A 19,865-nucleotide genomic window follows, 5' to 3' on the forward strand; every position below is an offset into this window, starting at 1 on the left:
GAACATGGACTCCGAAGACGACGTCCGCGCGTTCCTGACCGGCGCGGCCGGTGGCCCGACGCCGCCGATGCGCCTCGAAGCCGCCGACGTGATCGAGCGCGGCGGCCGGGTCCGGCGACGACGCAAGCGCTTCGCCGTCGCGGGCACCTCGGCCGCGACGGCGGTCGTCCTGGCGGTGGCCGGTTTCCTGGCCGGTCACCGCGCGGGGCCGCCGGAGCCGGTGGAACCCGCCGGTCCCGTGCTGTCCACGATCGGCACCAGCGCCCCCTCGGTGCCGCCGTCGCCCGAGGTCGCGCCGGCGACGTCGGTCGCGCCGCCGGCGGCCGAGCCGAGCCGCACGCCCTCGCGCGCCACGCGGGCTCCGCAGCCGCCGTCGGCGGCGGGCCGGACCACGCAGCGGTCCGTGCCGGTCAGCAGCCGGCCTTCGTCGGGGCCGACCGAGACGGACGCACCGTCGGCGACCACGTCCCGCTGACGTTTCCGCAGCTCAGGCCCTGTGCCGCAGATCACCGCCGCGATGTGGGTTTCTGACGAAATACCCGCCCGCGTCGGGGCGATATGCCCTGTGGTGTTCCGATCGGACACCGCAGGAACTGCTCAGCCGGGCGCTTCGCCGCCGGCCCGAGAACCCGAGGAGGAAGCACATGGTGCTCGCCGCACTGATCGTCGAAACCGGAATCGCTGTCGTGGCTGCGGGTGCGCTCGCCGCTTGGTCCCGCAAGCGCTTCACTCCTCGCAGCGAAGCGAACTGACCCACGGCGCACGTGTGCCCCGCCCGGTGATCCGGGCGGGGCACACGGCTATCCGGTGACCACTCAGCGCTGAGCGGCCGCGGAGGCCAGCTTGCCGCCGCTGTCTTCGGTGTCGATTTGTTCCATCGGCACCTGCGACGTCTCCGGGATCTTGATGATCGGGATGATCGCGATCAGCGCCGCCGCCATCAGGTAGTACGCCGGCCAGTCCTCGTTGCCGGTGCTCTTGATCAGCGCCGTCACGATGACCCCGCACGTGCCGCCGAACAGCGACGTCGAGATGTTGTAGCCGATCGCGAACGAGCCGTAGCGCACCCGCGTCGGGAACATCGCCGGGAACGTCGAGCCGATCACGGCCAGCATGAAGACCAGCAGGATCGCCACGACCAGGAAGCCGACGAACAGCCACAGGATGCTGCCGGACTGCATCAGCTTCAGGCACGGCCAGCTCAGCACCAGGAACCCGATGGCCGCGGTGAGCAACAGGGGTTTTCGCCCGATCCGGTCGGACAGCGCGCCGAGCGGGATGATGATCGCCATCTGGATGATTTCCACCGCGATGATGATCAACGTCGAGGTGTTGTCGTTGATCTTCAGCGTGTCGGTGAAGTACGTCGGCATCGTGGTCAGCAGCAGGTAGTCCGCGACGTTCAGCAGCAGCACGATGCCGATCAGGTTGAGGATCATCCGCCAGTTGCGGACGAAGATCTCCTTGAGCGGCGCCTTCTTCGGGGCCTCGCCGGCGGCTTCCATCCGGCGGAACTCGGGGGTGTCCTCGAGCTTGTTCCGCAGGTAGAGCCCGATCAGGCCGAGCGGCAGTGCGACGAAGAAGGGGATCCGCCAGCCCCAGGCGTCGACTTGGTCGGCCGTCAGGGACAGCGTCACCGACAGCACCACGAGGTTGCCGAGGACGTACCCGGCGAGCGTGCCGAGCTCGAGGAAGCTGCCGAAGAAGCCACGGCGTTTCGTCGGCGAGTACTCGGCGATGAACGTCGCCGCTCCGCCGTACTCACCGCCGGTGGAGAAGCCCTGGATGATCCGGAGCAACAGGATCGCGATCGGCGCCGCGATGCCCATGCTGTAGCCGCCGGCGTACGTCGGCAGGACGCCGACGAGGAACGTGCAGCCGGACATCAGCAGGATCGTGATGGCGAGGACGCGCTTGCGGCCGATCTTGTCGCCGAGCGGCCCGAAGAACGCCCCGCCGAACGGCCGCACGATGAACCCGACCGCGAGCAGCGCGAGCGACTTCAGGACGGCGTTGCCTTCACCGGGGAAGAAGAGCGTCCCGATGCTGGTGGCGATGGCTCCCGAGGTGAAGACGCCGTAGTCGTACCACTCGGTGGCGTTGCCCATGGCGGACGCCCACACGGCGCGCTTGACGGTTCTCTCGTCCACTGACGGTTTGCCCGTCGTTGCTGCTGGTTCGCTCATGCCGGCGACGACCTCCTCCGTGCAGTGCCCATTGGGCCGTTCGAGCTCATCAGCCCAGTCTTGACCGGCTCTCCGCGCTCGGCAGCCTGAGCCGCGAATCTTCTACGGTGGGGAACTTTCCGGCTACTGAGAGATATGCGTTGCCTGCTCACGCCGCCGGGTCGCGCGCGGCGAGCCGCTACCGGCGAGTTAACGTCAGCGCATGAGTCGTGTTTCTCAACCCTGGCCGCCGGTGCCGGTGGAGCCGGCCGTCCCGCACCCGAAGGCGCCGGCGCCGGGCACCGAGCTCGGCGTGCACTTCGGCGAGTGCTTCGGCTGCGGCGACGAGGCCGACGCGGGCCTGCACCTGCGTTCGACGGTCGGCGAGGGCCAGGTGATCCACTCGCGGTTCACCGTGACGGCGGCCCACCAGGGCGCGCCCGGGCTGGCCCACGGCGGGCTGCTGGCCTGCGCGTTCGACGAGGCGCTCGGCTCGACGGTCGGCAACCTGATGCGCCGCCCGGCGGTCACGGGCAAGCTCGAGACGGACTTCCGCCGTCCGGTCCCGGTGGGCTCGACGCTGTTCATCGAGGCCCGCCTGGACGGCATCGCGGGCCGCAAGATCTACGTGAGCGCCGACGGCCGCCTGGACGCCGAGGACGGCCCGATCGCGGTGAGCGCCCGGGCGCTGTTCATCGTGGTCGGGTTCGAGCACTTCAGCACCCACGGCGACCCGGAAGCGCTGGAAAAGCTGGCGGCGCAGCACGAGAAGAACCGCCAGCGCCAGGAGCGCGACTGGGAGATCAACCCCTAGGTCAGGGTCCGCGGCCGGATGGCGTTGGCGCGGTCCACGAGCTTGACGCGCTCGTCGACCGTGCTCGCCAGCCGGGCCAGGGCGCGGTAGCAGCGTTCCAGCCCGAACCGCAGCTCCCGCTCCTCCAGCGAGCACCCCAGCACCCGCGCGCCCGGGGTCGGTTTGCCCTGTTTGATCCAGTCGTGCGCGGCTTCGAGCACGCCCGCGGACAGCCGCGTCTGGCGCTCGAGGTCGAGCCGGAGCCGTTCCAGCCGGGACGACGCGTCCAGCAGGTCGTGCTCGGTCACCGGGGTCTCGCGGCCGTTGGCCTTGGTCGCCGTCGTCTTGATCTTGATGGCCGCGACCTGCGCGTCGACGTAGTGGGTCGAGGACGGCGGGACCGTCTCGAGCACCTCGACCGCGCTGTTGCGCGCGCCCTGCGCGAGGTACACCCGCGCGAGGCCGAACGCCGCGCTGACGTACGTGCGGTCGGTCCGCCAGACCAGCTCGTAGAAGCGCGCCGCGGCGAAGTAGTCGCCGACCCCCTCGGCGCTGATGCCCAGCGCGAGCTTCGGCGCGATCTCGCCCGGCAGGTCGTCGTAGACCGATTCGAACGCGACCTGCGCGACGCGCGAGCGGCCGCCGGCCAGCTCGATCAGGCCGCGGTACCAGTCGATCCGCCAGTCGTGCGGGAAGCCGTTCTTGATCGCCAGGTACTGCGCCGCCTGCAGCTGCCGCTGCGCTTCGGCGAGCTCGCCCAGCTCGATCCGGGCGCGCACGATCCGCAGCCGCACCTCGATCGACTCCCGTGGCGCGCCGGCCAGTGCCTCGATGGCGCCGCGCGGGTCGAGTGCGGTCGTCGTGGCGAGCACGCCCGCCGCCGGGTCGTCGGTGTCGACCTGCGGGATGGGCAGGCCGGCGACGACCTCGTCGGAGCCGGGCAGCGGCACGCTCTGGCCGGCTTCCGGCACCACCAGCTGCACGCCGAAGGTGCGGCTCTCCGGGCCGAACACCGTCGACGCGCCAGGCCGCGGCTTGCCGGTGCCGAGCGCCATGATCTCGCGCAGCACGCCGGTCAGCTGGTCGCCCATCTCCTCGGCGGAGAGGAACCGGCGGTCCGGGTCGGCGTGCGTCGCGCGACGCAGGAACCGGTAGTAGGAGCCGAAGAGCGCGAACAACGGGACCGCGTCCGGGCCGGGCAGCGTCGTCTTGAACTTGGTGGTGTAGCCGGTGAACTCGAAGCTGAGCACGGCGAGCGTGCGCCCGACGGTGAACAGGTCCGACGCCACCGACGCGCCCTGCTTCGCCAGCTCCGGCGCGCTGTAGCCGGTGGTGAAGAACAGCGGGCTCTCGTAGTCGTCCATCCGCCGGACCGCGCCCAGGTCGATCAGCTTGAGCTGCTCGTTGGTCTGGATCACGTTGTCGGGCTTGAGGTCGCAGTAGAGCAGGTTCTGGCTGTGCAGGTAGCCGAGCGCGGGCAGGATCTCCAGCCCGTACGCGATGACCTGGCCGATCGGCAGCGGTTCCGGGCGGCGGCTTTCGCGGTGGTGGGCCAGCGCGAGCTGCCGCAGCGACTGGCCGCCGACGTACTCCATGACGATGTAGCCGACGGTCGTCCCGCTGTGGGCGTCCGGGTGCTGCACGAAGTTGTGGATCTTGACGATGTTCGGGTGCTCGACCTCGGCGAGGAACCGCTGTTCGTTGGCCGCGGCCGCCATCGCCGTCTGGTCACCGGTGTCGATCAGTCCTTTGAGGACGACCCAGCGGTCGCTGACGTTGTGGTCCTGCGCCAGGTAGATCCAGCCGAGCCCGCCGTAGGCGATCGCGCCGAGCACTTCGTACTGGCCGCCGACGAGCTCGTGCGGCTGCAGCTTCGGGAGGAACGAGAACGGCGTGCCGCAGTTCTCGCACTTCCCTTCCGGCGCACCGGGTTTGCCGTCCTTGCCGCGGCCGACCTTGGCGCTGCAGTTGCCGCAGAAGCGTTTTTCCTCCGACACCACCGGGTTCGTCAGCACCGCCGACGCCGGGTCGCGCGCGGGGACCGGCGGGACCTCGACGAGCCCGGCGCCGAGGCGGCCTCGGCGGGAGCGTGAGGTCCGCGACGACGTCCGCCGCGAAGTGCCGGGGAACGAGCCGGAGCCGGACACCGAGCCCGAACCGCTGCCCGTTCCGGTTCCGGTGTGCCGGCCTTCGCTGCTGCGTTCGGGCAGCACGCTTTCGGTGCCCGGGTCCGGCAGCGGTGTGTCCGGGCCGTGGTCCGGCCGCGGTGCCGGCGGCATGATGCTCTGGGTCTCCGGCGCGGGCGCGGCGAGCACGCTCGTCGGCTGCGGCGCGTTCGGGTCCGGGCGGACGGCCTGCGTCGGGGGCGCCACCGCCTGCGTGGCCTGGACCGGCGGCAGGACGGGGTTGATGCTGCCCGGCGGCCGGGTCGGGTCCTCGGCACCGGGGATCGTCCCGCGGACGGCCGCGGGGTGGCCGCCCGGCGGCGTCGGCGGCCGGCGGACGGGCGCGTGGATGACGGTTTCCTCGCCGCGGGAGCCCGCGGGCGGCGCGCCGTCGTCGAGGCGGCCCGAGATCGACGGCTCCGGCGTCTCCCACCGCACCGGTGGCGGCGGCTGCCAGCTCGGCGCGGCCGGCTTCGGCTCCTCGTCCGGCGCGGCGTGCCGAGGACGGCGCGGCTCCTCCGACACTGCTTACCTCCCAGATCCCCGGCCTGCGGGAACCAATCCTAGTCGCGACGCGCTCACCGGTACTGCGGCGACGGCGGCGAGGCCGGCCCGAGCGACGGCTCCACCCATTTCCGGTAGCTGTCCTGCCAGACCCCGGTACCGCGGATTTCGTCGAGCACGGCGTTGACGTACCGGACCATGTCGTCGTTGTCCTTGGGGATGCCGATGCCGTAGTTCTCCTGCGTGAACTGCTCGCCGACGACCTTCAGCGTCGGGTCCTGCGCGGCCATCCCGGCGAGGATCGTGTCGTCGGTCGACACCGCGGCGACCTGGCCCTGCTGGAGCATCACCAGGCAGTCGGACCAGTTGTCCACCGAGACCGGCACGACCTTCGCCGGGTCGGTCGCGATCTTCGCCAGCGACGTCGACTTCTTGGCCGCGCACACCCGCTTGCCGGCCAGGTCGGACAGCTTCTCCGCCTTCGATTCCTTGGCGACCAGGATCCGCTGCCCCGCCTGGTAGTAGACGGACGAGAAGTCGACGTCCTTCTTGCGGGAGCAGGTGATGCTGTAGGTCCGGACCACGACGTCGACCTGGTGCGCCTTCAGGACGTCCTCGCGCTGCGACGACGGGATCGCGCGGAACTGGACGTGCCCCTCGGAGGTGCCGAAGAGGGCGCGGGCGATCGCGTTGACCATGTCGATGTCGAAGCCCTCGAGGTTGCCCGAGGTCGGGTTGCGGAACCCGAAGAGGTAGGTGGTCTGGTCGACGCCGGCGATCAGCTTGCCGCGTTCCTTGATCTTCGCCATGGTCGAGCCGCTGGCGATGGTGCCGTTCGGCGGGAGGCTGGCCAGCGGGTTGCAGCTGGTGTCGGCGCCGCCGCCGGCGGTCGCGTCGGGTCCGCCGACGTGCGCGGGCTGCGGCCAGGCGGCGTTGCTCACCGGGGCCGGGTCGACCGGTTTCCCGGGACTGCCGCAGGACGCCGCGAGCAGCGCGACGACCGCCAGCACGCCCGCCCGGACCGTGTTCCCCCGCCTGCTCACCGGTACTCCCTCAGTCGTTCCCGGATTCCCATGGTGACACCCGCCGCGGCGACCACCGCGAGCACGGCGAGGCCGGGCGCCAGCAGCGTCAGGGCGGCGTCGCCGTTGTGGGTGTCGTCGAGGAACTGCTGCCGGCCGACGTCGATCGCCGACTGGAGGCTGTCGTCGAGCCGCCGGAACGCCGGGGCCGAGCCGGTCTTGCGGTCCTCGAGCACAGCGGTGTCGACGGCTTCCTGGTACTGGCCGGAGTCGTCCTGGGTCCGGACCTGCTTGTGCGCGGCCAGCCAGTCCTGCGCTGCCTTGGTCGCGTCGGCGACCTTCTTCGCACCGTCGCCGTCGGTGATCAGGCCGCGGGCTTCGCCGAGGAGGCCGCCCTGGCCGTCGGGGCCGACGAGCTGGGCGGCGTTGGCGCCGAAGTCCTTCTCGTACGCGGCGCCGTCGCCGCGGGCGACCAGCGTCAGCGTCTCGTCGGCGCGGGCCTGCAGCGCGGCGATGCGCGCGCGGACGAGCACGTCGACGCGGTGCGAGCCGTCGTCCTGGCCGCTGCCGACCAGGCTGCCCTGCACGATCAGCGCGACCGAGCCCCAGAGCAGCGACACGACGACGGCGGCCGTCGCGACGACCAGCCCGACGTTGAGCACCCGGTTGGTCCGCCGGGTCAGGTAGACCTGCGCGACGACGAGCGCGGCCAGCAGCGCGACCATCAGGATCGTGGCGAGCCACGGGAAGCCGGTGGAGGTGTCCTGCTCCTCGATCAGCCGCTCGGTGTCGACGCGGTAGAGGTCCTGCGCGGCGGGCAGGATCTTCGCGCGCATCAGCTCGGAGGCTTCGCGCAGGTAGGAGGCGCCGACGGGGTAGCCGAGGCGGTTGTTCGCGCGGGCGGTCTCGACGAGCCCGGTGTAGACGGGCAGCGACTGGTTGAGGACGTCGACCGGGGAGGCCGCGGCGGCGACGTCGGAGGAGTCGGAGGCGGCCTTCGCGAGCGCGGCGCCGGCTTCGGCGATGTCGCGCTCGTAGCGGGAGCGCAGCTCGGGCGGCTCGGTGCCGATGGAGAGGAACGCGCTGGCCGCGGTCGCGTCGGCGTCCGAGAGCGACTTGTAGACCTGCTGCGCGGCGGCGGCCAGGGGCTCGCGGTGATCGATGACGCCGCTGATCGTGTCGTCGCGGTCCTGCACCGACAGCGTCGCGACCGTGCCGGCGACCAGCGCGAGCAGCACCAGCGCCACGGCGATGACGGTGAGCCGGCCGGGGGTGGTCGCGGCGGACCGGATGATCGCGCGGACCGCCTGACCGGGCAGGTCCAGCAGCCCGAGGAGGCCGCTGCGGCCCCCGGGGCGGTCCCGGCCGTCCGGTGGCGACGGCGGTGGGGGTCCCGGCGCGGGCGCCGTGGGACCCGGGGCCGTCGCAGTGCTGGTCATCCCCGATTCCTCCCCGAAAGCCTTACCCGGAGAAGGTAGCCGAGTGGCGTTCCGCGCGGGCACGGGCACCGCCCGCCGTCACCAGCACGTGATCTCCAGGCGCGCCGTCAGCCCCGGATCTCGGCGAGTACGCGCCAGTAACCGTCCTCGGCTCCCGATTCCAGCGTGCCATCGGCGAGGGCGAGCCGTTCGCGCATGCCGGCCAGCCCGAAACCTTCACTCGTCCGAGTGAATTCACTTCGTGGGTTGCGGACCTCGAGCCGAACCTCTTCCGGGGCGTACTCCAGCCGCATCCGGACGTCTTCGCCAGGCGCGTGCTTGCCCGCGTTCGTCAGCGCTTCCCGCGCCACGCCGACCAGCGCGACGACCGCCGCGGACGGCAGCGGCCTGGGTTCGCCTTCCGCCTCGAAACCGACGTCGACGCGGTGGTTGGCGGCGTGCTCGGCGGCTACCGCGGCGAGGGCTTCGGCCAGCGGCGGGACGTCCCGGCGCAGCGCGGCGACGGCGTTGCGCGCTTCGGCCAGCCCGTCGGCGGCCAGCCGGCGCGAGCGCCGGACCGACCGCAGCGCACCGTCCACATCGGACCGTTCGGTCAGCAGGGCTTCGGCCAGTTCGAGCTGGACCCCCAGTGCGCCCAGGGAATGCGCCAGGACGTCGTGGATCTCGCGGGCGATGCGGGTGCGTTCGTCGAGCGCGGCGGCGCGCGCGTGTTCGGCTTGGGCGAGCCGGGTTTGGTCGAGCAGCGCCTCGGCCTGGCCCGCCTGGACCTCGTACTGACGCCGGTTGAGGCCGACGAGCACGAGCAGCAGCATCACGGCGGCGTCGGCGAGCGCGGCGCCGGCGGAGTGCCCGGCGACCAGGTGGGCCGTCACCGCGAGGACCATCTCCAGCAGGCCGGTTCCGACGATCGCGCCGACGCTGACCGTGGTGAGCGCCGCGAGCCGGCCGAGCGGGATGACGGCCATCAGGATCGCCGAGGAGTCCGCGGCCCGGCCGACGAGCGCCGCGGGCAGCGCGCTGGCCACGGCGAGCAGCGCGGCCGCCGTCTTCGGCCGCCGCGACGCGAGCACGACGAAGCCGAGCCAGCACGCGCTCGAGACGCCGTACGCGGTCCAGATCCACGGGTTCGGCTCACGCGCGGTGACCAGCGTTCCGGCGACGAAGAGGGTGCCGAGCACCTGCACCACGAGCCAGCTCGGCGCGATGGTGTCCGGGAGCAGGGGGCGGTTCGGCACGGCCCCATCTTCCCGGGCGGGGTCAGCCGCGGATGGCCGGGGCGAGCGAGTGCGGCAGCACGGCTTCGGGGCTCGGCGGCCGCCGGACCAGCACTTCGACGTCGTCGGCGAAGCGGTAGGGCTTGGCGCCGAGGATGCCGCCGAAGTGGCGGCGCAGCCGGGACATCTCGGCGCGGACGGTGACCGCGCGGCTCGCGTCGCCGAAGAGGTCCGAGGACAGCTCGGACGCCGAGCGGCCGTCGCGGTGGCTGGCCAGGACGTACAGCATCTCGGCGTGGCGGGGGCTGAGCCGGTGCGTCCACGTCCCGGCCGCGCCGGCCACGGTGAGCTCGGGGGCACGCGGCGACCGGACGTCGAGGACGACGCGGGTCGGCGGGGCGGCGTCGGTCTCGGTGGGGCGGATCAGCCAGCCGCCGGGGACGGGCTCGACCGCGCAGTGCCCGTAGGCCGGCAGCCAGACCCCGCCGGGCGCGAGGTTCGCGGGCAGGGCGATCCGGTCGACCGGGGCGAGCCCGGCGGCCGCGGCGACCCAGCCGTGTTCGTCGGCGACAACGGCGCGCCCGCCGACCTTCGCGAGCACGGGGACGGCGAAGCCGCGAAGGCGTTCCAGGTCGGTGAGGTGGGTGGTGCGCAGCTGGGACTCCGCGAGCCGCGTCACGGCGTCGACCAGCGCCAACGTCGTCGCGTGGACGGTCGAGGCCGGGCCGGAGAGGTCGACGACGCCGAGCAGCCTGCCGTCGCGCGGGTCGTGCAGCGGCGCGGCGGCGCACGTCCAGGAGTGGTGCGAGCGGACGTAGTGCTCGGCGGCGTACATCTGGACCGGGCGGCGCGCGACGAGCGCGGTGCCGATCGCGTTGGTGCCGACGGCTTCCTCCTGCCAGTCGACGCCTTCGACGAAACCGAGGCTGTCGGCGCGGCGGCGGATCGCGGCGCTGCCGTCGCGCCAGAGGACCTGGCCGCCCGCGTCGACGATCACCATGATGTGCGCGGCCTGCTCGGCGACGCTGGTCAGGCCGCCGCGCAACGTCGGCAGCGCCTCGGCGAGCCCGCTGGTGCGGCGGCGCGCTTCGAGCTGTTCGACGGTCAGGACGGGCGCGGCGGCGCGGCTGTCGGGGTCCATGCCGAGGCGGCGCATCCGCTGCCAGGAGGCGTCGACGACCGGTCGCGGCCTGCTGGGCAGTTCCTTGCCCGACAGGGCCGCTTCGTGCACCTGGGCGAGGACACGGGCGTACCGCCGGGGGTCCGCCCCGGCCGGCAACGCTGCCTCGAGGTCTCGCTGCCCCAAACCGCCACTCCTTGCGCTCCGCCACAGTCTGCCTTTTCGGTTCGCTGATCGGAAGGTGGCGACTATCTCTGCGAAGGGCTCTTCGCCGGCCGGGGAGGTGCCGGCGAAGAGCCCTTCGGTGCCTTCCGGCGGGGCCAAGAGCCACCGGAGGCGGGGTGGGTCAGCCCGTGATCGCGGTGATCACGGCGCCCGGGGCTTCGAGGTGGACCAGGTGCCCGGCGTCGTCGACGTGGACGTCCGCGGGTCCGGGCGGCAGGACGGCGTCTTGCCTACCCCACACGGTTTTGCTCGGTACGTCCACTGTGGACAGCAGGTGAGCTGCGTCGATGGCTTGCTCGTCGCCGTCGAGGAGCGTGTCCAGCAGGATCGTGAGGACTTTGCCGACGCCGTCGTGGCGCTTGTACTTGAGCAGGTCGTCGGCCAGCTGGCGGGTGACCAGGGCGGGGTCGGCGAACAGCGCGGTGAGGTGCGGTTTCAGCTCGCGGCGGGTGGTCGCGCGCGCGAATCCGCGCAGGTAGGCCGCGTTGATCGGGGTGCCGAAGCCGGCCGGGGCGATGAGCGTGAGCTTTTCGATCTTCTCGGGCGCTTTCGCGGCCGCTTTCGTGACGACCGCGCCGCCCAGCGAGTGCCCGACGAGGTGGGCCTTGGCGATGCCCCGGGCGTCGAGGAAGCCGAGGACCGCGTCGGCGAGGGTGTCGAGGGAGCCGTCGCCGACGTCCTTGGTCGATTCGCCGTGTCCGGGCAGGTCGAGGGCGTGGACGACGTGCGTTTTCGCGAGGGGTTCCTGCACGAACAGCCAGGAGTTCTTGTCTCCGCCGTAGCCGTGGACCAGGACGATGTCGTCGCCTTCGGTGCCCATGGTCGCGTACGCGAGCTTGCGGCCGTCGACCTCGACGAAGCCGGTGACCGGACCTTCCGGCTGCTCGGTTGTCCCCGAGTCGATCTCCTCGCGGGCTCGTCTCGCGGCTTCGTCGAGTTCGTTGTCCGGTGTCGCGCTTTCGGCGATCAGCGCGATGGTGCCGCCGACGGGCACCTCCTCCCCGGCCGCGGCGACCACGCGCCGGAGGACGCCGTCGCCCGGGGATTCGAGGGTGCCGTTGATCTTGTCGGTGTCGATGTCGGCGAGGTCGTCACCCGCCTTGACCTCGTCGCCTTCTTGCACGAACCAGCCGGTGATCCGGCCGCGTTCCATCGAGAGGCCCCACTTGGGCATCGTGACCGGCTGGATCATCGCCGGTACTCCACGACCGCCTTCGCCGCGTTGATGACCTTCTGCGCGTCGGGGATGTAGAGGTCCTCGAGCGCGTCGGAGAACGGGACGGGCGTGTGCGGCGGCGTGACCATCTCGATCGGGGCCCGCAGCGAGCCGAACGCCTCCTTCGCGACGAGCGCGGAGACGTCGGTGGCGAGGTTGCAACGCGGCGAGGCTTCGTCGACGACGACCAGGCGTCCGGTGTTCTCGACGCTCTCCAGGATCGTGTCCGTGTCGAGCGGGCTGGTGGTGCGCGGGTCGATGATCTCGGCTTCGATCCCGTTGCTCTTCAGTTCGTTCGCCGCTTCTTCGGCGACGGCGACCATGCGGCCGAACGCGACGATCGTGACGTCACCGCCGTCGCGGACGACGTTCGCCTCGCCGAAGGGGATCGTGTAGCTGTCCTCGGGGACGTCGCCGCTGGTGTCGTAGAGGGCCTTGTGCTCGCAGAAGATCACCGGGTCGTCGTCGCGGATGGCCTGGATGAGCAGGCCTTTCGCCTCGTACGGGCTCGACGGGACGACGACTTTCAGGCCGGGGATGTGCGTGAAGATCGGGTACAGGCACTGCGAGTGCTGCGCCGCGGCGCGCAGGCCGGCGCCGTACATCGTGCGGATCACCACCGGAGTGCGCGCGTTGCCGCCGAACATGTACCGGAACTTGGCGGCCTGGTTGAAGATCTGGTCGAAGCAGACGCCCATGAAGTCGATGAACATGAGCTCGGCGACCGGCCGCTGCCCGCGCGTCGCGGCGCCGATCGCCGCGCCGACGAAGGCGGACTCGGAGATCGGCGTGTCGAGCACGCGGCCGGGGAACTGGTGGAAGAGGCCCTTGGTGACGCCGAGGACACCGCCCCAGGCGTCGTCCTCGCCGGGGCTGCCGGTGCCGCCCGCGTTGTCCTCGCCCATGACGATGACCGACTCGTCGCGTGCCATCTCCTGGGCGAGTGCCTCGTTGATGGCCTCGCGGTAGCTGATCGTCCTGACCATGACGTGCGCTCCCTCAGTACGACACGTAGACGTCGGTTTCGAGGTCGTCCTTCGTGGGTTTCGGCGCGGCCTTCGCTTCGGAGACGGCGTCTTCGATGAGCTTCGCGACCTCGGCGTCGATGTCGTCGAGGACCTGTTCGTCCAGCTCACCGGCTTCGGTGACGCGGGTTCGGAACCTCTTGAGGCAGTCGAGGTTCGCGCGGGCGTTGGCGACTTCGCCGGCGCGGTAGGTCTGCTGGTCGCCTTCGAAGTGCCCGTAGTAGCGGGTGAACTTGACTTCGATGAGCGTCGGGCCCCCGCCGCCGCGGGCGCGTTCGACGGCTTCACCGGCGGCTTCGTGGACGGCGAAGAAGTCGAATCCGTCGACGATCACGCCGGGCATCCCGAACCCGGCGGCGCGGTCGGCGATGTTGTCCGAGGCGACGGACCAGGTGCTCGCGGTCGCTTCGGCGTAGCCGTTGTTCTCGGCGATGAAGATCGCGGGCAGGTCCCAGACGGAGGCGAGGTTGAGCGCTTCCAGCGTCGTGCCCTGGTTGCTGGCGCCGTCGCCGAAGAAGGCGACGCCGACGCCGCCGGTGTGCTGTTGTTTGGCGGCGAGGGCGGTGCCGCAGATGAGCGGCGGCCCGCCGCCGACGATGCCGTTCGCGCCGAGCATGCCCTTCGAGAGGTCGGCGATGTGCATCGAGCCGCCCTTGCCGTGACAGGATCCTGTCTTGCGTCCGTAGATCTCGGCCATCATGGCTTTGACGTCGACGCCCTTGGCGATGCAGTGGCCGTGGCCGCGGTGGGTGCTGGCGATGGCGTCCCGGTCGTCGAGGTGGGCGCAGACCCCTGCGGCGGAGGCCTCCTCACCGGCGTAGAGGTGCACGAACCCGGGGATTTCGCCGGTCGCGAACTCCTCGTGCACGCGCTCTTCGAAGGCCCGGATGGTGCGCATCACGCGATACGCCTCCCGCAGGGTGTCCGTCATCTTCGACGCTCCTTCCCCAGCTCGGTTTCCGTGCGCAACAGCCCTTTCCGTGCGGCCTCCGCCATCGCCGCCCGGACGTCCACGACCCAGGGACCGTCCGGCTTGAGCTCGACGAAGGCGCTTTCGCCGGTCTTGAGTTCGAGTTCGCGCTCGCCGTCGAGCGCGATGACGCCCCCGGCGGCGGCGAGTTCGACGCGCACGCCGGGTTCGAGAACGCCCCACCCGCGAACCCCGACGGGCCGAACGAGCCCGGGCGCGATGGGTGCGTGCACGACGTACGGCGTCTCCCCGACGGGCCCGAGCTGCAACGCAACGCCTGTCGGGCTGGAACGTGGGCTCGGGCAAAGCTGTCCTGGAACGCTGGAGAGGCCGATGCCGTCGGGTTCGGCGAAGGTGCAGTAGAGCTCGGTCAGCGAGGACGGATCCCACAGCGCCCGGGCTCCGATGTGCCGGCTGAGCGAGACGCAGACGTCGACGAGCGCGATCTCCCGCCGCGCTTTGGTGACGACTTCGAGCACGCTGACGCGGTGGGTGACGAGATCGGGATCGACCTCCCCGGAGGCGATGAGCCCGGCCGCCAACCCGGCGACGGTCGCCTCCCGCATCTGCGGGAAAGCGTTGTTGGTCCCGGTGGAAAGGGCGAGAATCGGCACGTCCTCGCAGGCAGCAGCGGCAACGCGAGCGGTGCCGTCCCCGCCGAGGACAACGATGACCCCGGCCCCGGCCTCGACCATCCGCCGCACGGCATTGGTCGTATCGGCGGCGGTGCCCGTGAGCGGGTAGTCGTCACAGAAGTCGACTTGGGGCCAGTTCCCGCCCCGCCCGAGGGCTTTGAGAACGGAGGCGGAGATGCCCCCGAGATCGGTGGAGACGAGGACCCGGTCAAGCCCGGTGACGGCGAAGGCGGCCAGCAGCCGCTGCACCATGTTGGCCTTTTCCGCGGTGGGGAACACGGAAGCCTGCGCGACCAGCCGGCGGATGTCCCGCCCCGAAGCCGGATTCGCGACGATCCCCGCCACCGTTTCGCCCACCTGACCTCCTGAGACTGCCACTGGAGGACAGGAGATCCCGGAACCGGGTGGTAGCGGAAGGGTTGCAGGGCGTTGCAGTGTGCAGGATGACGGTGTCGCCGCCGTGCCCCCGGCGTGGTGGCCGTCCGGCGGCGACCGCACCGACGTCGGTCACGGCCGCGCCACGTTCTGCCGCTGCCCCCGGTGCCGACTCCACCGACCGGCGGCCGCCCCAATTCCGGTCGCGCCGACCGCACCGCGCCGCTCGACTGAGCCGAACGTCACACCGGCGTTTCGATCTCCAATGGACTGTCCAACCTGGAGACCGGACCGCCGGAGAAGAACCAACCGAGGGCGAACCCCTGGCGAAAGGCTACGAGACGAGACTCGCTGTGCCCTCATAGGTGAAGCCGGCCTCTTCGACCGCGTCACGCACGTCGTCCTCCGCCAAGGCCGTCTCGGCGCGAACGACCACCCGGCCGGTCGCGACGTCGACGTCCACTTCGGTCACTCCCGGCAGGCCGGTGAGTTCTTCGGTGACCGACTGGGCGCAGTGTCCGCAGCTCATCCCGGAGACGGTGTAACCGTGCTCGATCATGGTGCGCAGCATACGAAAAGGGCCGCCACCCCGAACGGGTGACGGCCCTTTCCCAAGATCAAAGTCAGATCACGGTGACCGACGTGGCCTGCGGGCCCTTCTGGCCCTGGCCGATCTCGAACTCGACGCGAGCGTTCTCCTCGAGGCTCTTGAAGCCGCTACCCTGGATCTCGCTGTAGTGAACGAAGACGTCGCCGCCACCGTTGTCGGGGGTGATGAAGCCGAACCCCTTCTCGGAGTTGAACCACTTCACAGTGCCCTGAGTCATCAAAAATCTCCATATGCAACACAAAAACAGGAAGCCACTTCGGCGACCCGGGTCAACACCCGGACGGTTTGCTTCCTCGGCGAGGAGACACTACGCCCGCTGAGTTCTGCGAGCGTGACTCAACACGAACACAAAAATCGAGACCATGACCAGTAAAGCACACCTTGAGCAGGGCGGACAAGCGGTCTTCACCCGGGCGGGGTGAGCTATTCGCCACTCGCCGGACGCAGCCCTTCCCCGCCAAACGGCGAGCGCCACGCGGTGTCGTGCTCCGCGGCGACGACGGCGTCGTCGTGGGCCTCGGCACTGGCGCTGAACAGCACCGGCACGACGCCGGAGGACTTCCGCGCTGCTTCGGATGCGTGCTGGTGTTCGGTCACGTCGAAACTCCCCTCGTTCCCTACCCGCTTGCCTGCGGGTGATGACCGCGATGGTGCCATGCGGCACCGACAGAAACCGGTTGTCTCCCGCCGGGACCCGGCCGGGAACGTTCAGCGGCGAACCACCACCGGAACACCGTCAGATTACCCGAGCCATCGCTGTGCTACCACACAACTTTCCCGGCGTTTCCCGAAGCGAAACCGAGCAAAACCCTTACTGGGCGGGAGGTTGCGGACGGGCCTGCCCGAGCAGGGCCGAAAGCCGCACGTCGGGGGTCACGACGTCCGGGTCCGTGCGCACGTCGATGACGCACGGCCGCTGCCGCACCAGCGCGCTGGCGATGATCGGCTCGAGCTCCTCCCGATCGTCCACCGTGTACCCGGCGGCGCCGAGTCCACGCGCCCACGACGCGAAATCGGTCAGCGGGATGGACACGCCGGACAGCCGCCCGTGCGTGCGGGCCTGGTGCATGGCGAGCGCGCCGTGCACGCCGTTCTGGAAAACGACGACCATCACCGGCGCCCGGTACCGGACGGCCGTTTCGATCTCCTGCCCCGTCATCAACGTACCGGCATCGCCGACCATGGCGACGACGGTCCGCCGCGGCTCGGCCAGCTTCGCCGCCACGGCGGCCGGCACGGCGTAGCCCATCGCGGCGTTGCTCGGCCCGAGCTGGCTGCGCGGCGCGGTGAAGCACCAGTACCGGTGCATGAACTGCGCGAAGTTGCCCGCATCGCTGGTCACAATGGTGTCCTCGGGCGCGAGCTTCCGCAGCGCGCGGACGACGTCGACGGGGTGCACCCGCGTGTTGCCGCTGGTGTCCGGCGGCGTCATGAAGGTGTGGACGGCGGCGTTGGCCGCCGACGCCCGCCGCGTCCGCGGCGAAGCGACCTCACGCAGCTCTCGCAGGAACGGCTCGACCTCCGAGTCGACCCGGAAGGTAAGGCCGCGCCGCTTCGGGCTGACGTCGATCCCGGTGCCGACCATGACCAACGTCTGCTGGGCGGTCGGGTAGCGGTAGGCCTGCGTGGTCACCTCGTCGAGCTGCGTGCCGAGCGCGAGCACCAGGTCCGCACGTTCCAAGGCGTCCAGCTGACGCGCGGGAATGCCGAGCCCGAGGTGACCGGCATACCGCGCGTGGTTCTCAGGGAAGGCGTCCTGCCGCCGGAAGGCGTTGTAGACGGGCAGCGCGAGCTCGTCGGCGACGGCGATCAGCTCGTCGCGCGCGGACCGCGCCCGCCCACCGACGATCACTACGGGGTACTTCGCCTCGTCCACCAGCTGCGCGACGGCGTCCGCCGAACGGCCCAGCGTGCCCGACGCCGGCGGCCGAACCCGCGCCATCGGCTTCGCCGCGTCGTAGGGCATGCCCCAGACGTCGCAGGGCACGCCGAGCACAACCGGCCCCGGCCGCCCCTCCTGCGACGTCGTCAGCGCGTGCGCGAGCAGGCTCGGCAGGCTGTCCGGGTCGGTCACCCGCAGCGTCGACTTGGCGATCGACTCGAACATGGCCGTCAGGTCCGAGGTCGGCAGCTCCCCCGACGACGACGGCACCGGTTCGCTCGCCGGCGTCTCCAGCAGCACGACCATCGGCGTCTCGTCCTGGTACGCCGTTTGGACGCCGATAGCCAGGCTCGCCGCGCTCGGCCCCCGGCTGGCGAGCAGCACGGCCGGCCGTTCGGTGAGCTTGCCTTCGGCCTCCGCCATGAAGGCCGAGCCCGCGTCGTGACGCGCCGAGACCACGGTGATCTCCCGTTCGCGCTGCAAGGCGTCGAGCAGCTCGAGGAAGGACTCACCGACCACCGCGTACACACGGCGGACACGCGCCTCGGTCAGGATCCGCACGGCCGTCTGGGCGACGGTCGCTCCCAGTTGGTATCTAATGAGGAGAGCTTAGGCGGGCACCGTTCAGTGCAGTCAAGTGATCTTCGCCGAAACCCGGTAAGGATGGACTGAATGTCCGCTTTGACCGACTGCTAGCCGATCAAGGGAGCGAGGACCGCAGTCTTGACCGCGACCGAACATGAAACCGTTTTTACTTATGGCGCACCGGCGTTGAAGTACGGCACCGGCGCCAGCGACGAGATCGGCTACGACCTGACCCAGTACGGCGCGCACCGCGTGCTCGTCGTGACGGATCCACAGGTCGCCGCGACCGGCTGGCCGCGCCGCATCGCCGACGGCATCGCGGGTTACGGCATCGAGACCGAGATCTTCGACGGCGTACACGTCGAGCCCACCGATGTCAGCATGCAGAAGGCGGTTGACTTCGCGCGCGGAACCGGCCCGTACGACGCCTTCGTCGCCGTCGGCGGCGGGTCGGCCATCGACACCGCGAAGGCCGCCAACTTGCTGACCAGCAACGACGGCGAGCTGATGGACTACGTCAACGCACCGGTCGGCGGCGGCCGCGCGCCGGATCGCCCGCTGAAGCCGCTGGTCGCGGTCCCCACCACCACCGGCACCGGTTCGGAGAGCACCACGGTCTGCGTCCTCGACGTGCTTTCCCTGCGCGTCAAGAGCGGGATCAGCCACCTGCGGCTGCGCCCCACCCTCGCCGTCGTCGACCCGCGCCTCACCGTCAGCCAGCCGGCCGGGGTGACCGCCGCCAGCGGCATGGACATCCTCTGCCACGCCGCGGAGAGCTACACCGCGAAGCCGTACACCGAGTTCGAGCGCAAGCGCCCGGAGCAGCGCGTGCCGTACTGCGGTTCGAACCCGCTGGCCGACATGTTCGCCGAGCAGTCGCTGCGGTTGCTGTCGTGGGCCCTCCCCGCCGCCGTGCGCGACGGCGAAGACCTCAAGGCGCGCGAAGCCATGGCCTTGGCCGCGACGTTCGCCGGGCTCGGCTTCGGCAACGCCGGCGTGCACATCCCGCACGCCAACGCGTACCCGATCGCCGGCCAGGTCCGCGATTTCCACCCGGACGGCTACCCGGGCGAAGAGCCCATGGTGCCGCACGGCATGGCCGTGTCCCTGACCGCGCCCGCCGCGTTCCGCTTCACCTTCGACGCGGCACCGGACCGCCACCTGCGCGTCGCCCGCCTGCTGGCGCCCGACTTCGAGTGGCCCGGCGACTTCGCCGACCACCTGCCCGCGGTGCTGATCGACCTGATGCGCCAGATCGGCATCCCGGACGGCATCGGCGCCGTCGGCTACACGGAGTCCGATGTGGACTCGCTGGTCGAGGGAACGCTGAAGCAGCAACGGTTGCTGGCGACCGCACCCCGCGAGGCATCCGCGGACGACCTGTCCGGCATCCTGCGCGAGTCGGTGTCGCTGTGGTGACGGGGTACCCGCACTGGCAGACGGTTCCGTTGCGTTGGAAGGACAACGACGTCTACGGGCACGTCAACAACGTGGTGCACTACTCGCTGATGGACACCGTGATCAACACGTGGCTCATCGAACAGGGCGGTCTCGACATCGAAGCCGGGGAGGTGATCGGGCTGTGCGTCGAGTCGCACTGCGGGTATCACTCATCGGTTTCCTTTCCTGGAGCGTTGCGGGTGGGTTTGCGCGTGGCGAACCTCGGGAAGTCCAGCGTGCGCTACGAGATCGGCATGTACGCCGCCGACGAGTCCCTGGTCGCGGAAGGGCACTTCGTGCACGTCTTCGTGGACCGCGAGTCCCGCCGGCCGACACCGGTCTCCGGCAAGCTGCGTGAGGCGCTGGAAGCACTACAGCCCGGATGACGTCCACCGCCGGCGATTCACCTCCTCGTTGACGGTGCCGGTTTCCGGGCGGGTTCTTCCCGCACTTCCGATCATGCACGACGGCACCGACAGA

General features: G+C 70.8%; 18 protein-coding genes. 4 read left to right on the forward strand and 14 right to left on the reverse strand.

What is annotated here, in order from left to right; all coding sequences use genetic code 11:
• Window positions 1–4: 4 nt before the first annotated feature.
• Entirely contained in the window at window positions 5–475 is a 471-nt protein-coding gene (locus ACERZO_RS41680) for a hypothetical protein (RefSeq protein ID WP_372671495.1), read from the forward strand.
• A gap of 340 nt (window positions 476–815) precedes the next feature.
• On the opposite strand, the gene ACERZO_RS41685 is transcribed toward ACERZO_RS41680, so the two are convergent.
• Window positions 816–2,150, reverse strand: coding sequence for an MFS transporter (locus tag ACERZO_RS41685; protein ID WP_372671539.1), 1,335 nt, complete (start codon window positions 2,148–2,150; stop codon window positions 816–818).
• Between the two features lie 238 nt (window positions 2,151–2,388).
• Between ACERZO_RS41685 and ACERZO_RS41690 the strand changes: the two genes are divergently transcribed.
• Window positions 2,389–2,979, forward strand: a complete 591-nt coding sequence (locus ACERZO_RS41690) for a PaaI family thioesterase (protein WP_372671496.1) — start codon at window positions 2,389–2,391, stop codon at window positions 2,977–2,979.
• Here ACERZO_RS41690 and ACERZO_RS41695 read toward each other — a convergent pair.
• The 13 genes from ACERZO_RS41695 to ACERZO_RS41755 form a co-directional block, all read right to left on the reverse strand.
• Window positions 2,976–5,648: a serine/threonine-protein kinase gene (locus ACERZO_RS41695; RefSeq protein WP_372671497.1), complete on the reverse strand. Its 2,673-nt coding sequence runs from the start codon at window positions 5,646–5,648 to the stop codon at window positions 2,976–2,978. The two genes, ACERZO_RS41690 and ACERZO_RS41695, sit on opposite strands and share 4 nt — an antisense overlap.
• Before the next feature lie 53 nt (window positions 5,649–5,701).
• Window positions 5,702–6,670 carry a glutamate ABC transporter substrate-binding protein gene (locus ACERZO_RS41700; RefSeq protein WP_372671498.1) on the reverse strand — a complete coding sequence of 323 codons (969 nt, stop codon included), beginning with the start codon at window positions 6,668–6,670 and terminating at the stop codon, window positions 5,702–5,704.
• Window positions 6,667–8,088: a hypothetical protein gene (locus ACERZO_RS41705; protein WP_372671499.1), complete on the reverse strand. Its 1,422-nt coding sequence runs from the start codon at window positions 8,086–8,088 to the stop codon at window positions 6,667–6,669. The genes ACERZO_RS41700 and ACERZO_RS41705 overlap by 4 nt, the downstream gene beginning before the upstream one ends.
• Before the next feature lie 107 nt (window positions 8,089–8,195).
• Window positions 8,196–9,323: a sensor histidine kinase gene (locus tag ACERZO_RS41710; protein WP_372671500.1), complete on the reverse strand. Its 1,128-nt coding sequence runs from the start codon at window positions 9,321–9,323 to the stop codon at window positions 8,196–8,198.
• A 22-nt stretch (window positions 9,324–9,345) separates the two neighbouring features.
• Window positions 9,346–10,608 carry a GAF domain-containing protein gene (locus ACERZO_RS41715; RefSeq protein WP_372671501.1) on the reverse strand — a complete coding sequence of 421 codons (1,263 nt, stop codon included), beginning with the start codon at window positions 10,606–10,608 and terminating at the stop codon, window positions 9,346–9,348.
• 160 nt (window positions 10,609–10,768) lie between these two features.
• Complete coding sequence (locus tag ACERZO_RS41720; RefSeq protein ID WP_372671502.1) at window positions 10,769–11,839, reverse strand: acetoin dehydrogenase dihydrolipoyllysine-residue acetyltransferase subunit; 1,071 nt, start codon at window positions 11,837–11,839, stop codon at window positions 10,769–10,771.
• On the reverse strand, window positions 11,836–12,849 hold the full coding sequence (locus ACERZO_RS41725; protein ID WP_372671503.1) for an alpha-ketoacid dehydrogenase subunit beta: 1,014 nt from the start codon (window positions 12,847–12,849) through the stop codon (window positions 11,836–11,838). The genes ACERZO_RS41720 and ACERZO_RS41725 overlap by 4 nt, the downstream gene beginning before the upstream one ends.
• A gap of 13 nt (window positions 12,850–12,862) precedes the next feature.
• The gene (locus ACERZO_RS41730; protein WP_372671504.1) at window positions 12,863–13,819 is read right to left on the reverse strand and encodes a thiamine pyrophosphate-dependent dehydrogenase E1 component subunit alpha; all 957 of its coding nucleotides are present in this window, start codon (window positions 13,817–13,819) and stop codon (window positions 12,863–12,865) included.
• Window positions 13,816–14,850: an ATP-NAD kinase family protein gene (locus ACERZO_RS41735; RefSeq protein ID WP_372671505.1), complete on the reverse strand. Its 1,035-nt coding sequence runs from the start codon at window positions 14,848–14,850 to the stop codon at window positions 13,816–13,818. Before ACERZO_RS41735 ends, ACERZO_RS41730 begins: the two co-directional genes overlap by 4 nt.
• A gap of 352 nt (window positions 14,851–15,202) precedes the next feature.
• Window positions 15,203–15,427 carry a heavy-metal-associated domain-containing protein gene (locus tag ACERZO_RS41740; protein ID WP_372671506.1) on the reverse strand — a complete coding sequence of 75 codons (225 nt, stop codon included), beginning with the start codon at window positions 15,425–15,427 and terminating at the stop codon, window positions 15,203–15,205.
• Between the two features lie 64 nt (window positions 15,428–15,491).
• Window positions 15,492–15,695 carry a cold-shock protein gene (locus ACERZO_RS41745; RefSeq protein WP_086855961.1) on the reverse strand — a complete coding sequence of 68 codons (204 nt, stop codon included), beginning with the start codon at window positions 15,693–15,695 and terminating at the stop codon, window positions 15,492–15,494.
• 206 nt (window positions 15,696–15,901) lie between these two features.
• Window positions 15,902–16,075: a hypothetical protein gene (locus ACERZO_RS41750; RefSeq protein ID WP_372671507.1), complete on the reverse strand. Its 174-nt coding sequence runs from the start codon at window positions 16,073–16,075 to the stop codon at window positions 15,902–15,904.
• Between the two features lie 214 nt (window positions 16,076–16,289).
• Window positions 16,290–17,948: a thiamine pyrophosphate-binding protein gene (locus ACERZO_RS41755; protein WP_372671540.1), complete on the reverse strand. Its 1,659-nt coding sequence runs from the start codon at window positions 17,946–17,948 to the stop codon at window positions 16,290–16,292.
• A 135-nt stretch (window positions 17,949–18,083) separates the two neighbouring features.
• Between ACERZO_RS41755 and ACERZO_RS41760 the strand changes: the two genes are divergently transcribed.
• On the forward strand, window positions 18,084–19,364 hold the full coding sequence (locus ACERZO_RS41760; RefSeq protein ID WP_372671508.1) for a hydroxyacid-oxoacid transhydrogenase: 1,281 nt from the start codon (window positions 18,084–18,086) through the stop codon (window positions 19,362–19,364).
• Window positions 19,358–19,771, forward strand: coding sequence for an acyl-CoA thioesterase (locus ACERZO_RS41765; RefSeq protein ID WP_372671509.1), 414 nt, complete (start codon window positions 19,358–19,360; stop codon window positions 19,769–19,771). The genes ACERZO_RS41760 and ACERZO_RS41765 overlap by 7 nt, the downstream gene beginning before the upstream one ends.
• The last annotated feature ends 94 nt before the right edge of the window (window positions 19,772–19,865 follow it).

Source organism: Amycolatopsis kentuckyensis (genome assembly GCF_041679295.1).
GTDB lineage: Bacteria > Actinomycetota > Actinomycetes > Mycobacteriales > Pseudonocardiaceae > Amycolatopsis > Amycolatopsis kentuckyensis_A.